General features: G+C 45.0%; 14 protein-coding genes. 7 read left to right on the top strand and 7 right to left on the bottom strand.

The genetic code is table 11. From position 1 onward, the window contains the following. Nucleotides 1-98 precede the first annotated feature (98 nt). Complete coding sequence (locus ACH59B_RS06310) at nucleotides 99-2,063, top strand: ABC-F family ATP-binding cassette domain-containing protein (RefSeq protein ID WP_044785774.1); 1,965 nt, start codon at nucleotides 99-101, stop codon at nucleotides 2,061-2,063. Between the two features lie 543 nt (nucleotides 2,064-2,606). On the opposite strand, the gene tsaD is transcribed toward ACH59B_RS06310, so the two are convergent. The 4 genes from tsaD to tsaE are packed head-to-tail and all read right to left on the bottom strand — an operon-like array spanning nucleotide 2,607 to nucleotide 5,519. Then, nucleotides 2,607-3,671 carry a tRNA (adenosine(37)-N6)-threonylcarbamoyltransferase complex transferase subunit TsaD gene (gene tsaD, locus ACH59B_RS06305; protein ID WP_017426493.1) on the bottom strand — a complete coding sequence of 355 codons (1,065 nt, stop codon included), beginning with the start codon at nucleotides 3,669-3,671 and terminating at the stop codon, nucleotides 2,607-2,609. Beyond that, complete coding sequence (gene rimI / locus ACH59B_RS06300) at nucleotides 3,668-4,183, bottom strand: ribosomal protein S18-alanine N-acetyltransferase (RefSeq protein WP_025364282.1); 516 nt, start codon at nucleotides 4,181-4,183, stop codon at nucleotides 3,668-3,670. The genes tsaD and rimI overlap by 4 nt, the downstream gene beginning before the upstream one ends. A 16-nt stretch (nucleotides 4,184-4,199) precedes the next feature. Further along, nucleotides 4,200-5,036 (bottom strand): tRNA (adenosine(37)-N6)-threonylcarbamoyltransferase complex dimerization subunit type 1 TsaB, encoded by an 837-nt coding sequence (gene tsaB, locus ACH59B_RS06295; RefSeq protein ID WP_025364281.1) that lies wholly within the window; start codon nucleotides 5,034-5,036, stop codon nucleotides 4,200-4,202. Nucleotides 5,037-5,039: 3 nt separating this feature from the next. Next, nucleotides 5,040-5,519 (bottom strand): tRNA (adenosine(37)-N6)-threonylcarbamoyltransferase complex ATPase subunit type 1 TsaE, encoded by a 480-nt coding sequence (gene tsaE / locus ACH59B_RS06290; protein ID WP_016821205.1) that lies wholly within the window; start codon nucleotides 5,517-5,519, stop codon nucleotides 5,040-5,042. A gap of 135 nt (nucleotides 5,520-5,654) precedes the next feature. Between tsaE and ACH59B_RS06285 the strand changes: the two genes are divergently transcribed. From ACH59B_RS06285 to ACH59B_RS06265, 5 genes are all read left to right on the top strand, one after another. Beyond that, entirely contained in the window at nucleotides 5,655-6,185 is a 531-nt protein-coding gene (locus tag ACH59B_RS06285; protein ID WP_016821206.1) for a cysteine hydrolase family protein, read from the top strand. Between the two features lie 662 nt (nucleotides 6,186-6,847). Continuing rightward, complete coding sequence (locus tag ACH59B_RS06280; RefSeq protein WP_039277368.1) at nucleotides 6,848-8,032, top strand: acetyl-CoA C-acetyltransferase; 1,185 nt, start codon at nucleotides 6,848-6,850, stop codon at nucleotides 8,030-8,032. Between the two features lie 55 nt (nucleotides 8,033-8,087). Beyond that, nucleotides 8,088-8,828 carry an acetoacetate decarboxylase gene (locus ACH59B_RS06275; protein WP_404303507.1) on the top strand — a complete coding sequence of 247 codons (741 nt, stop codon included), beginning with the start codon at nucleotides 8,088-8,090 and terminating at the stop codon, nucleotides 8,826-8,828. Nucleotides 8,829-8,865: 37 nt separating this feature from the next. Further along, on the top strand, nucleotides 8,866-9,534 hold the full coding sequence (locus tag ACH59B_RS06270) for a CoA transferase subunit A (RefSeq protein ID WP_025364277.1): 669 nt from the start codon (nucleotides 8,866-8,868) through the stop codon (nucleotides 9,532-9,534). Continuing rightward, nucleotides 9,527-10,183: a 3-oxoacid CoA-transferase subunit B gene (locus ACH59B_RS06265; protein WP_039276907.1), complete on the top strand. Its 657-nt coding sequence runs from the start codon at nucleotides 9,527-9,529 to the stop codon at nucleotides 10,181-10,183. The genes ACH59B_RS06270 and ACH59B_RS06265 overlap by 8 nt, the downstream gene beginning before the upstream one ends. 129 nt (nucleotides 10,184-10,312) lie before the next feature. Here ACH59B_RS06265 and ACH59B_RS06260 read toward each other — a convergent pair whose 3' ends face one another. Both ACH59B_RS06260 and ACH59B_RS06255 read right to left on the bottom strand, forming a co-directional pair. Further along, the gene (locus ACH59B_RS06260; protein ID WP_025364276.1) at nucleotides 10,313-10,492 is read right to left on the bottom strand and encodes an H-type small acid-soluble spore protein; all 180 of its coding nucleotides are present in this window, start codon (nucleotides 10,490-10,492) and stop codon (nucleotides 10,313-10,315) included. Between the two features lie 51 nt (nucleotides 10,493-10,543). Beyond that, a complete protein-coding gene (locus tag ACH59B_RS06255; protein WP_016821216.1) occupies nucleotides 10,544-10,783 on the bottom strand; it encodes a hypothetical protein in 240 nt (79 codons plus the stop codon). Between the two features lie 208 nt (nucleotides 10,784-10,991). On the opposite strand from ACH59B_RS06255, the gene ACH59B_RS06250 reads away from it, so the two are divergent. Beyond that, nucleotides 10,992-11,906 carry a Ku protein gene (locus ACH59B_RS06250; protein WP_019686435.1) on the top strand — a complete coding sequence of 305 codons (915 nt, stop codon included), beginning with the start codon at nucleotides 10,992-10,994 and terminating at the stop codon, nucleotides 11,904-11,906. Nucleotides 11,907-12,090: 184 nt separating this feature from the next. On the opposite strand, the gene ACH59B_RS06245 is transcribed toward ACH59B_RS06250, so the two are convergent. After that, on the bottom strand, nucleotides 12,091-13,422 hold the full coding sequence (locus ACH59B_RS06245) for an erythromycin esterase family protein (RefSeq protein ID WP_404303506.1): 1,332 nt from the start codon (nucleotides 13,420-13,422) through the stop codon (nucleotides 12,091-12,093). Nucleotides 13,423-14,051: the final 629 nt, after the last annotated feature.

Raw genomic sequence — 14,051 nt, 5'->3', positions numbered from 1 at the left:
GCAGTGCAATAGTGGGTAATTTCATGTAAACTGGAAGGAAGGTACCTGCGAAAAAGGCAGGAAGAACTGTGCAAAATGTAATGGAGGAACGATACGCTATGCTATTGCAAGTAACCGGAATTACTAAATCCTATGGAATTGAGCCCGTTCTGGACGGGATTAACCTTCAAATATTGGAACGTGAACGTATTGGGCTGGTAGGTGTGAACGGTGCAGGCAAATCGACCCTGCTCAAAATCATTGCTGGTGAAATATCCTATGACAGTGGACAAATCTTTAAAGCGAAGGAAACCAGCATCGGTTATTTGGCGCAAAACAGTGGCTTAAATTCTGACCGTTCGATCTGGGATGAAATGATGCTGGTGTTCACACCGCTGATTGAAGCAGAACGAGAACTCCGGCAAATGGAGCAGGAAATCGCCGATCCGGCCAATGCGCAGAACGAAAAGCGTTATGCCGATCTGCTCGAACGCTATGCACGACGCTCAGATTGGTTCAAGGATCACGGTGGTTATGAAATGGAGACCCGTATTCGCAGCGTGCTGCACGGCATGGGCTTTGGTTCATTTGCACCCGAAACGCCTGTAGCCACCCTAAGCGGAGGTCAAAAAACCAGACTTGCGCTAGCGCGCATCCTACTGCTCGCTCCAGATGTCCTTATGCTCGATGAGCCTACCAACTATCTGGATATTCAAACACTGACCTGGCTGGAAGACTATTTGCGCGGCTACTCCGGCTCGCTGCTGGTCGTATCACATGACCGATATTTTCTGGATCGACTAGTGACGACGATTATTGAAATTGAGCGCCATCGCTCCACCCGCTATACAGGCAACTACAGCCGCTATATGGAACTAAAGGCTGCCGAGTATGAAACAAACATCAAGCATTACGAAAAGCAACAAGAGGAAATCGCACGGATGGAGGCATTTATACAACGCAATATCGTGCGAGCCTCTACAACCAAACGTGCCCAGAGCCGCCGCAAGCAGCTGGACAAAATGGAGCGCATGGATCGACCTATGGGCGATTTGAAAAAAGCCCACTTTTCTTTTGAAACTGCCTATATGTCGGGTAAGGAAGTATTAGAGGTGCGTGACCTTTCCGTAGCGTATGAGGGGAAAAAGCCTTTATTTCAGCATGCATCCTTTGACTTAAAACGTGGAGATACGGTGGCACTGATCGGTCCGAACGGGATCGGAAAATCGACTTTGCTCAAATGCCTGACTGGCTCACTTAAACCTGCTGCTGGGTCCATCCACTGGGGTACGAAAATCAAAATCGGTCTGTATGACCAGGAGCAGACAAACCTGAACCCCGCCAATACCGTACTGGAGGAGTTGTGGAGCGAATACCCTCATATGGAAGAAGCACGGATTCGGACAGTGCTGGGTAATTTCCTATTTAGCGGTGACGATGTACTGAAAAAGGTAGCTTCATTAAGCGGAGGAGAAAAAGCCCGCGTATCCCTGGCCAAGCTAATGCTGCGCGAAGCCAACGTATTAATTCTCGATGAGCCTACCAACCATCTGGATCTATTTAGCAAGGAAGTGCTGGAAGCGGCTTTGATGGACTATGACGGTACGCTCTTGTTCATCTCCCATGACCGTTATTTCCTTAACAAAATGGCTGAACGTGTCATTGAGCTTCATCCTGAAGGAATAGAACATTTCCTGGGGAATTATGATGACTATGTAGCCAAGAAACAAGAGTTGGAGGAAATCGCACAGGAAGCGCTCGAGGCAAATCAGAGCAATCGTGGCAAGGCCCCATCTGCCTCTGCGTCCGTAGCAGACGAGACCACTCCAAAATCACGCGCGGCCACCTATGCGGCAGACAAACAAGCCAAAAGCGAGGAACGTAGTCGTCAACGCAAGCTGGAGGCATTGGAAAACAAGATTAAAACGCTGGAAGAACAAATTGTAGGCTTGGAGGAACAAATGACCATGCCTGAAATTTATCAGGATTACACGGCACTTCAGGATATTCAGGCACAACTCGACACCCATAAACAGGAATTGACTGAAACCTATGCATCCTGGGAGGAACTGCTTGAGGCATAAAGCTGCTGCATAAAATCTTAGCCATAAAAATTTCACATTTCCCTCTTCTATTTTTTGTACACAAGAATATCCACAACTTTTGTGTATGGACGATATTGAAAAATGGCCTTCTAGGCCATTTTTTTATTGATAAAACGCCACCTTCAAATGAAAACCAAATTTATCCACTCTTTTATCCACATTATCCACAGATTTCACAATCAATATAGCTATGAAATATCCCCCATCCTACTATCACCTAAAAGTCTTAGCCTGCTTGCTTCGAGCCTGTTTATCCACATTTCGAACGGTATATGTGGATAACTTTGTTCACAACTTGACAAATCACATCATTATTCGGACAGTATAAAATTTTCATGTTTTTTTGGTGGAACATGAAAAATCGTGAACAATTGTGACGAATCATGCAAGGAAATAAGATGCTGGCAATCATTCGCTCAAACTCCTGTATTTTATCCTCTTGAAATTCTATTTATATATATGTATAGCGCAGAATAAAAAAGACACGACCCTGAATGTGTCGTGTCCTTCCTATTCGCTCAATTAAGTTTGAACAGACCACTCTTCCAGAGACAGCCCTGGATCAGCTTTCATGTCCAATGAGGTGAATTCTCCGCGCTTCCACTTGGCGTATGCCGCGGCACCGATCATCGCTGCGTTATCTGTACAGTATTTCATGGAGGGTACAAGCAGTTCGATGCCTTCACGCTCACAGCGTTCCCGCAATGCTGTACGTAGTCCACGATTAGCAGCAACACCGCCGCAAAGCAGCAGCTGCTTCGCACCGTATTCACGCATAGCGCGAATTGCTTTTTCCACCAGCACCTCTACGACCGACTCTTGAAAGCCTCTTGCAATCGCTCCCGCATGAACGGTTTCTCCGCGCATTTTCGTCTGGTTAATTACATTCAGCACCGCCGATTTCAAGCCGCTAAAGCTAAAATCATAAGAATCCGGCTCCAGCCATGCACGCGGCAAAGTAACCACTTCCTCCGATTCATGGGCTACACGATCCACATGCGGACCGCCGGGATATGGAAATCCGATGGCTCGCGCTACTTTGTCGTAGGCTTCTCCAACCGCATCATCCCTTGTACGACCAATAAGTTGAAAATGACCTTCGGACTCCATCAGCACCAGCTCGGTATGCCCTCCTGACACCACGAGAGCAATGCACGGATATACAATATCATGCTCCAACTGATTTGCATAAATATGTCCCGCAATATGATGCGTTCCGATTAACGGTTTGCCGAACGCCATAGCAGCGCTCTTGGCGGCGACTATACCAACCAGCAATGCGCCAACCAGTCCTGGTCCTTGCGTCACGGCAACCGCTGAAATCTCACGGGGGCTGATTCCCGATGTTTGCATAGCCTCGTCCAGCATATAGGTAATGCTTTCCACATGTTTGCGCGACGCTACCTCTGGCACAACACCGCCAAAGGCTTTGTGTGTTTCAATCTGACTGGAGATCAGATTCGAAAGCACCTCTGTGCCATTTTTCACGACGGAAACAGCTGTTTCATCACAACTCGTTTCCACTGCCAGTATATAGCAAGGCTCGCTAGAGACAGAGCCTGTACCTGCTTTTTCCGCTTGCGTCATTGCTCCTGCACGCTTCCTTCCTGTTCACCGGATGTCCCGTGTGCGGGAATATCCGCCCACATAATCACGGCATCCTCGTTATTATCCGAATAATAGCCCTTGCGTACACCTGCAGGCTTAAAGCCCTTTTTCTCATACAAGCCCTGAGCGATCCGGTTCGTTACCCGGACCTCTAGGGTCATACGCTCCATCCCTAAATAAGAGGCAGTCTGCATCAGCTCATCCAACAGCTTGTCTCCAAGCTTGCGTCCACGATAAGCCTCACGAACCGCAATATTCGTAATATGCGCCTCATCCATAATCGTCCACATGCCTGCGTAACCAATAGCTCGTCCATTAAGCTCCATAATCATATATTTAGCGAAATGATTCATCGTCAGCTCATTGCGGAAGGCTTCCTCCGTCCACGGCAGCGTGAACGCTTCATGCTCAATCTCCAGCACATCGGGGATGTCATCCAGTTGCATTAAGCGAAACTCAAGTTTCTCTTCCCGCTGTATGTTCTTTGCCATGTTGCTCACCGCCTCTTCAGCGCTGACGAAGCAGATTGGCTTCCGCCTCCGCCAGCTGGGTATAATTCGGAACCAGCGTATGTAGCTCGTCATATTCCTGACGAAGCAGCTTATCCGCCCCAAGGCGGCCAACCCATTTTCCTTCCAGCTCATACGGTACAATACGAAGCTCGCTCCATGCACGCAAGCGCTCCGCTGTTTCGGCGTGAATCGTCGTTTCACCGACGAGCCAAATCACCGCAGGACGCTCTTCGACAGGCAAAACCTCCAAACGTTGCAGCAGATCATCGGTCCACGCAGTCATCAACCGGATAGCATCCGCCTCTAACCGCTGCGGGCTACCGCTGTCGTTAACTGAATTCGCAGTGAACAGCCCCGTGTACACCTGACCACGGCGGGCATCCAGCACAGGCACAATCCAATCTGCTGCCTGCGTCCCAGACGAGTCGTTATTCGCAGACTCATGTTTACCTTCTTGCCCCTTCATTTCGATACCATGATTCCATCCACCCCAAGCCAAAGCCTGCAAAGTGGAAATGGATGTCACCGGAACTCCCCAGGCCCAAGCTAGCGTCTTGGCTGCGGTCACCGCGATTCGGATGCCAGTGTAAGATCCCGGTCCAACACCTACTGCAAGACCGTCCACATCATCGCGTGTCAGTCCTGCTTCGCTCAAAAGCCGTTCCAGCTCAGAAATGACATGCACCGAGTGATTGCGTTCGCCATAAACATTACTTTCTCCCAGCAGCTCTTTTCCGTTCATCAGGGCGGCCGCCATTACAGTCGTCGCTGTATCTAACGTCAAAAACCGCTCACGCGGCTTTTCATTTACATCTGTATGCTCTCTTTGCATGGTTCAAACTCCATTCTCCCGCAAGCTGCGGCACCATTGTTCATAAGGCTCGCCGTACCCGGTCAGGTGAATCAAGCGCTCCCCTACATCCGTTGTTTCTATATACATGTGAAGCCGCTGATTCGGCAACATATCCGGTATAATACTACCCCATTCCACCAGACATACTCCTGTCCCGTAAAAGTATTCGTCCAGCCCCAGATCCTCCGCCTCGTCCTGAGAGATACGGTATACATCCATATGATACAAAGGCAATCGGCCCTCGTACTCCTTAATGAGGGTGAAGGTTGGACTATTTACGATACCCGGCACCCCTAAATGGCTGGCAAAAGCCTTGGAAAAAGCAGTCTTGCCCGCTCCCAGATCTCCATCCAGCACAATCACGGTTCCGGGAACCGCTTGGGCTGCCAAAAAGCCTGCTAATGTCCCGGTCTGTGCCTCTGAGACAGAACGGAATACAAACTGTTCCTGCGAAATTGTCATCTCTTTTAATCACCTTTCGTCCGAATCGGACCGTTCCAACTTGTTCTTTATTATATAGTTCACCTTATGTCGCCGCAAGGCATGAAGACATGCTATTGTAAGTTAAGTGTTACACATAGGGAGGGAATCGAACTGATGGGACAAACCGTTTTACTCTTGATTGATGTTCAGCAGGCTATGTTCATGTATGATGAGAAGCTGTATCGTGAACAGGAAGTTGTGGCGCATTTGCAGCAGCTTTTAACCGAAGCCAGAGCTTCTGGTACACCGGTCATTTTCGTGCAGCATACCGATGAAGCGGATGAGGATTTCCGGGAAAACAGTCTAGGCTGGGCCATCGCAGACGTGGTGCGTCCTCTTCCTCAGGAACGAATTGTCCGAAAATCATCCTGGGACAGCTTCTACCAAACTGAATTGCGTGATGTGCTCCAGGGATTGGGGGCAAGCCAGCTGATTATTGCCGGAATGCAGACTGAATTTTGTCTCGACACGACTTGCCGAAGTGCCTATAGTCTGGGATACCAGAACAACGTGCTCGTATCGGATGCGCATAGTACATTTGATAGCAAGGTACTAAGCGGCGAACAAATCGTAGCTCATCACAATGCAGTGCTAGGTAATCGTTTTGCGCGTTTGCTCACGACGGCAGACGTACATTTTTCGTGAGCTGTTGAAGTGAAATTTTTACGTTCCAAGCCGATTGCTTTCAAGCAGTCGGCTTCTTTTTTGTTCACCCGAGCAAATAAAAAAACACTGACGTTATAACGTCAATGCTATAGGTGGCCCAGACATATATGGATTGATATTTATCCGAATTCCAAATGTATTCATTTGGATTGGCAACCTGCTTTGCTCTTTTAGATGCTATAAGTCGGTTGCGAATTTACATATAGAGGGAGTTTTCCCCTGCGATGAGCTAAATGAAATTTACCAAGAAATTTTTTTCACAGATTGATTTGCACTTTCGTATTTAACATAAAATTCAATTTTTGATCACTATTTTCAGAAAAATCAAGAAATTAACAGAAAACATTAGAATGACCTACTTAATGTGGACGATATGGCTCTATAAACATCTGTATTTGGATCTATGTAAAGATTTGAACATTGAGCAAAATCTGTATTAGAACTATGATAATTCTGGTTTTAATTTCCAGAAAGGAAAGAAGGCGATCGGACCGTCATACTCACTGTCTTAGGCACCATGATATGCCCGCATGTAAATGTATCTTGCAGTTTTTACGTTTCGTAGGTTAGGACCGGAATTACGAATGGAAGTGCAGTCATGGATGTATTGTGTCCTTGAACACAGCGAAAGGAATGTGATTATGAAAAAAGTAGCTATAGTAAGCCCGTTGAGAACAGCGGTCGGTTCATTTAATAAAGCTCTTGCCCCCCTAAGCGCTCCTGAACTGGGAGCAACCATGATGACAGCATGCCTTCAGCAAAGTAAATTAGAGCCTTCTTTGATTGATCAAATTTTTATGGGAAATGTTCTTCAAGCGGGCAATGGTCAAAATCCTGCCAGACAGGCGGCACTAAAAGCCGGTATCCCCATTGATGTACCCGAATCAACGATAAACACGGTTTGCGGTTCAGGGCTTCATGCCGTCGCGTTAGCTTACGATTCCATATTGGCAGAACAAGGAAACATCGTCTTGGCCGGTGGCATGGAGAGCATGTCAAACGCCCCTTATCTGCTAAAAAATGCTAGAAACGGCTACAAGCTCGGTAACGGTGAATTGGTAGACTCCTTGGTGGCCGATGGCCTAACATGCCCGATCAACCATTACCATATGGGAATTACCGCCGAAAATGTTGCAGAAAAATATGGAATTTCAAGACTTGAGCAAGATGCATTTGCTTATGAAAGCCAGATAAAGGCTGTCGAAGCAAAAAACAACAAGGTTTTTGAAGAGCAAATTGTTCCGGTCATGATCAAAAACAAAAAAGAAACTACTTATTTCACAGAGGACGAACACATAAGAGGAAATACGACGAAAGAAAAACTTTCTCAGTTAAAACCTGCGTTTAAAGAGAACGGAACGGTTACTGCGGGAAACGCTTCGGGCATCAATGATGGTGCGGCGGCTATGCTAGTCGTGTCGGAAGACAAATGTAAGGAACATGCGTTAAAGCCGTTAGCATATATCAAAGGTTACTCGCTTGTTGGTGTTGACCCTGCATATATGGGAATGGGACCGGTAAAAGCCATTTCGTCACTGCTGAAGAAACAGGGAATGTCTATAGATGACATTGATCTCTTTGAAATTAACGAAGCGTTCGCTGCACAAGCTCTAGCGGTGCAAAAAGAGCTTGGAGTTAATCCAGAGAAAGTCAATGTCAATGGCGGCGCGATCGCAATCGGTCACCCTGTTGGTGCAAGCGGTGCTAGAGTATTGGTTACGTTGGTTCATGAAATGGTACGCAGATCTTCACGTTATGGCGTAGTCTCGTTATGCATTGGAACGGGAATGGGAATAGCCATGCTGGTTGAAAATGCTCTCATTTAAAGTGCTTGTTCAAGATAATTGTTGAAATACCTCTTAAAAAGGAAGGGAGATCGCTATGAATCAAAAAGATGTACTTTCACTCCAATCCATGCCTGCGGCCAGTGGTAGTTATGGACGTCCGCCATGCCGGTTCATCAACCGGGAATTCTTTATTATTACCTATGAATCCGATCCCGCGGCGATTAGACAGGCGGTCCCTGAACCTCTTCAGCCGGATGGAAGTAATACGGTTTCCTATGAATGGATCAAAATGCCCGATTCATCCGGTTTAGGAAGCTATGAGGAAAGCGGCATTGTCATTCCGTGTACTTATAATGGAGAACCGTGTAATTTTGTTGCCCAAATGTATCTGGATAACGCACCTGCTATTCTGGGGGGACGTGAAATCTGGGGATTTCCGAAAAAATGGGCGAAACCTTGCCTGATCGTTGAGGATACAGAGACGCTGACGGGTACCTTGCATTATAATAACGCCCTGGTAGCCATGGGAACCACCCCTTTCAAATATAACGTTCTTGATGAAAAGGAAACGGCTAAAGCCATCGCAAAAACGCAAGTTAATCTGAAATTAATTCCTGATGTGGACGGTACCCCTAAAATTGCTCAGTTAGTGGCGTATAATCTCGAAGATATTACTGTAAAAGGCGCCTGGTCAGGACCTGCCAGATTAAGCCTGATCCCCCATGTCAACGCTCCGGTGGCAGATTTGCCGGTTAGAGCTTATGTTGGCGGAAAACATTTTATTGCCGATTTAACACTTCCATATGGAAGAGTCCTATACGATTATCTCCAATAAAGCTTGCTTCCTAAAAAATAGATAAGGAGACAGAACCATGAATAAAAAAGTAAACTCCGCTGAAGAAGCAGTTAAGAAAATTAAAGACGGAGACACAGTGATGGTTGGAGGTTTTATGCAAGGAGGCATTCCGGAGGAGCTGGTGCGTGCGCTTGTCGACACCAATTCCGCTGATAATCTTACGATTATTTCCAATGACACAGGCACACCGGAATTATCTATTTATAGACTTGTAAAAAGTGGAAGAGTCAAGCGAATTTTCGCATCCTATATTGGCTCCAATCCCGAAACAGGAAGGCTCTTGATGACAAAAGAAGCGGACGTTCAACTCTTCCCGCAAGGAACGCTTGCTGAAAAAATACGCGCAGGTGGTGCTGGTTTGGGTGGTATTTTAACCCCTGTGGGTGTAGGCACCATTGTAGAGGAAGGAAAAAAGAAAATCAAAATTGATGAAAGAGAATATCTGCTCGAACTGCCGCTGAAAGCCGATGTGGCGCTTATCAGAGCCCATAAAGCTGATGAAGCAGGGAACCTTGTCATCAACGGCTCTTCACGCAACTTCAATTTGGTGATGGCTACCGCAGCCGAGTATGTAGTTGCTCAGACCGATGAATACGTTAAGGCCGGTGAAATTGACCCCAATCATATCAATGTTCCTGGAATATTTGTCGATGCGATTGTAAAGGTAGGTGGAGACAATGAATAACAGAGAATTGATTATTAGAAGAATAGCCCAGGAATTCAAAGACGGCGAAGTGGTCAACCTGGGTATTGGATTGCCTACCATGGCAGTGGACTATATCCCCGAAAACGTTAATATTATGCTGCAGGCGGAGAACGGAATTGTCGGCGTTGGTCCCAAAGCAGCTCCGGGAAAAGAAAGACTCGATTGTATCGATTCAGGCGGAAACTACGTTACAACCGTGAAAGGAGCCTGCTATATTGACAGTGCGCTTTCATTTTCCATTATACGTGGAGGGCATGTGGACGTTACCGTTCTGGGTGCTCTGGAGGTCGATGAGAAAGGCAACCTTGCAAACTGGATGATCCCAGGGAAAAAGGTGCCGGGCATGGGCGGAGCCATGGATTTGGTGGTTGGAGCCAAGAGAGTGATTGTAGCTATGGAGCATGTGAACAAAAATGGGGCGCCGAAAATACTGAAACAATGCAAGCTGCCCCTAACCGCTGTAAATGTGGTAAAGACCATCGTAACCGAAAAGGGTGTCATCGATGTTATTCCAGGTAAAGGGCTGATGCTCAAGGAAATTGCTCCAGGTTTGTCGGTGGAAGATGTTCAAATGGCAACAGAGGCTGAGTTAATGGTTTCTCCACATTTGAAGACCATTGCAGTGTAAAAACCAGTTCCACCTTCAAATTAACTTGTTTGGCGTTTAACTTGTCTCCACAATCACTTATTATATAAAATAAGGTTCGCTAATTGCTCATTGAGCAATTGCGAGCCTTTTTAGGTTGGATTCCCTCTCCTATTGTTCTTCCAATCGATCCACACGAACGGTTTGTGTATTGCCGGGTCTGCTGCCGATCTGTATCGTTGCCATACCATTCGCTTCATCTACATGCTCAATCCAAATCGGTTTGCCATCCAATTGGACGGCAATCGTTTCGGATGAATCATAAATGGCTTTTGCTCGCTCCACATTCATACTGTTCTCCCCCTGCTCATTGTTTTTGTGATATTTAGAAATATAGGTCACCTAGTCTTCGTCTATAATCCGTTCCACATCCAATGAAGGAAAGCTATGAGAAGGCGAAGTTGAAACTACAGCCTCCAAATCCACATGAGCGACAGCTACGGGAAAAGGCGGCGGCGTTCCATGTGAAAGAGCAAACTCGGGTGGCAATGCATCCTGTTCGCCTGCAGCAGGCCCTCGAAAGGCAATCTGACTTTGCCCCACACGATGACTGATCTGCTGAGGATAAGGTTTTCTAGGCATCAATGGTGTACCTCCTTTTGAATCGGATATGACTTAACATTCACCAATAAAACCGAAACCATGCGCAAGTGAAAGCAATTCGTAGCCTACATTTGCACCTCATACATTCCTTTGTGCGAAGCATACTAAGTGAAAAAGGAAATGCTCACAGCCCGGGTGTCCGGAATCGAAATATGAAATATGCGGGTAAAAAAGGAGGACTGGCGGTATGCATACAGTCTGGAAAGGCGCGATCAGCTTTGGGCTGGTTCATGTGCCAGTTAAAATGTTTTCAGCTACTGAGGACAAGGATATTTCCATGCGTTATATTCACAAGGAATGTGGGAGTCCACTGAGCTATGTACGGAAGTGCCCTGTTTGTGATAAGGAGGTTGAATGGGAGGAAATTGGAAAAGGATACGAATATGAAAAAGGAAAATTTGTCATGTTCGACAAGGAGGAACTGGAGCAAGTTAGCGGGCAAGCCGATAAAAATATCGTGATTTTGGACTTTGTGGATTTACAGGAAATTGATCCGATCTACTTTCAGAAAACGTATTATTTGTCCCCGGATCAGGCCGGCTCCAATGCGTATAAGCTGCTCATGAATGCAATGAAGGATACCGGAAAAATCGGGATTGCCCAAATCTCCATCCGCTCGAAAAGCAGTCTGGCAGCCATTCGCGTGCTGGATGAATGCTTGGCGGTGGAGACCATGTTTTACCCGGACGAAATCCGTCCCATTGCTCAAGTTCCCAACTTACCTGGACAGGAGGAGGTTAAAGAGAAAGAGCTGACCATGGCAAAAATGTTGATTGAGCAGCTATCTACCCCTTTTGATGCAGCAAAGTATACGGATCAGTACCGCGAGCGTCTGCTGGATCTTATCCAGCATAAAGTAGCTGGCGAAGAGGTGCGAATTGCCCCAACACAGCCTCAGACCAATGTGGTTGATTTAATGGCTGCCCTCCAAGCCAGTATTGAGGCAGTGAAGCCTGTCGTTACCGATCCTGGTCCTGCTGCGAAAAAACGTCCTGCGCGTAAACCAGCAGCCGTGACAGCACAACAAGCTGTGGCAGGCGACGCCATCTCTCCTGCTCCAGTCAAAAAGAAAAGGAGCCCTGCTAAACGTAAAGAAACGTGAGCTTTACAGGAAAGGAAATAACTAAATGTAGAGACAGAAAATTTTCATTTAGGGGGATGGCGAAGTGTTTCTATCCTACATCCCCTTTAATGGAATAACATGACTGACATTTTTAATCAACTCTATTGACATAACACTACACTACAATCAATACTACACTTCGTTGAGCCACATTATTACAAATTTATTGATGTAGTTGAGATGGACTCACTTTTTGAATTTGAACAAGTATATCAAACGATTTACCTAATGATATATCAACAGTTTTTGGTATATCAGGGCCTTCCGTAGTTATTCCAGCGAAAATTGGATGTTGTTGGTTTAACCAAGTTTTTGTCACTCCGTTCGTCTTACGTAAATCTATAATAAATTGATCTTTTTTGACATGTCCAAAGATGTAGTTATAGCTGTTGGGATCATCTGATTTTAATGTTCCATATGGGCCAAATTTACCGTCATTATTGTAGACATTATATTGCCCTTCGTAAACTGATGTTCCAATAGATACATACCGTTCCCCATAATATTCCGCTAAATGCTGCCCAGCTACTTTAGGGTATATAAAAGGAATCATATTTGTTTTCGAAACGTGTCCGTTATGTCCCCAAACAATGGTTTTTCCTAAATGTTCTTCAGTCCACTTCGCATTTTCACACATTGCAATATCATGTTTCAAAAAAAGGTCGGATGGTTTATCAGGTGGTGACGCTAACATTGTAGTAAATTGTTCAATAATACGGGCATTTTGTTTTATCCATGCAAACTCTCTGGATTTTCCATTTAGATAGCTTTTATTTTGTTCTAATAAAGCACTGATTTGTTTAGCATCTGAAATATACTTTTCTTTTTCTTTTTGCGTAAGGCTGCCAAAGGTATCCATATCCTTTGTTACAGGAATAAGCCCTCTTATCTTCTTTTCAACTCTAGGCACAAGATCTGAATTGTTTCTTTTTATATATTCTACTATATTATTATAAACATTCTCGTTTACTGATTGAATATCCATCCCAATGACACGCACTTTAGATTTATGTTTTGGATTAGCATTATATTGCCGAATCCAACTAAGTAGATGTAACATTTCTTTCGTCTTAAATGCAGGTGATAGATGTTGGCTTGGGTTTCCCTTACCAGTAAGAACATATCGATCAAGTTCCAAAGCTCTGTCCCATCCCTCTTCTAAAACTAAGTTGGTAAAGCCCTTTTCAGATACTAAATAATTAACAATGCGGTGTTTCATTGTATAAACTTCATGAGCCCCATGTGTAGCTTCACCTAAACCTACAATTGAAGCTGAACCTACCATATTCTTAAGTGGTTTTAAATCATTAAGAGGTGCAGTTGGATTCGTTGTTTTTAAAGGCTTTGCATGCGCTTCTAACCATTCTGCTATTTGATTTATATTGTAGGGAGCTGTAACAGGAACTACTGTTTTCGAATCTGCATAAGTACTTCCTACAAAATTAGCCAGCATTATAGCAGAAGCACCAAGTGCAATAATCATTTTCTTTTTCATAAAAACCTCCTGAAATACTTACTTATTATTTTCTAAATTCCCTAAAAATCCCCTTTAACCATCAATTTAAAATTCGGCATTCACCTCATGGATTTTTTTGAAGTACGACTCTTTCTGCATACAAGCATATTGGGTCGTCTTCAGTAATCCAATTGTCACTCACTCGCTATCATTTAAGCTAGTTACAAATCTTCACTATTTCATGTGACATGCAATGCTCGCTAACGTATTGATCAGCGCCAACATGTCACAAAGAAAATGATGACATGTTGATGACAGAGATGACAGCTGTGCGGTTAGTATGGAGCAGTACCATCAATAAAGGCGTGCATCGATATTAATATCGATGCACGCCTTTTGTTAAAAAAGGGGGGTTGTTATTTAGCTTTTTGTCATTTTCCGTATTTTAAAATCATTTATCAAGTCTTTATAAGTCGTCTTCATTTCTTGTGCGAAAAGATCCCCGTGAGGCTTACGGATTAGACATTGGTATGCCAAAATGGATAAAGATTTGACCTCATTAATTTCAGTACTCTTCAAACTGAAGCTTTGTATTACTTTATATTCTGGAACATAAGGATCAGAATATAAAATATTAGCGCCTTTTTGTTGCAAAATTTTTAGTATAT

This window comes from Paenibacillus sp. DP01 (genome assembly GCF_044784315.1).
Taxonomy (GTDB): Bacteria; Bacillota; Bacilli; order Paenibacillales; family Paenibacillaceae; genus Paenibacillus; species Paenibacillus polymyxa.
The sequence above is the reverse complement of the archived record's forward strand: the minus strand, read 5'-3'. Positions and strand labels throughout refer to the sequence as shown.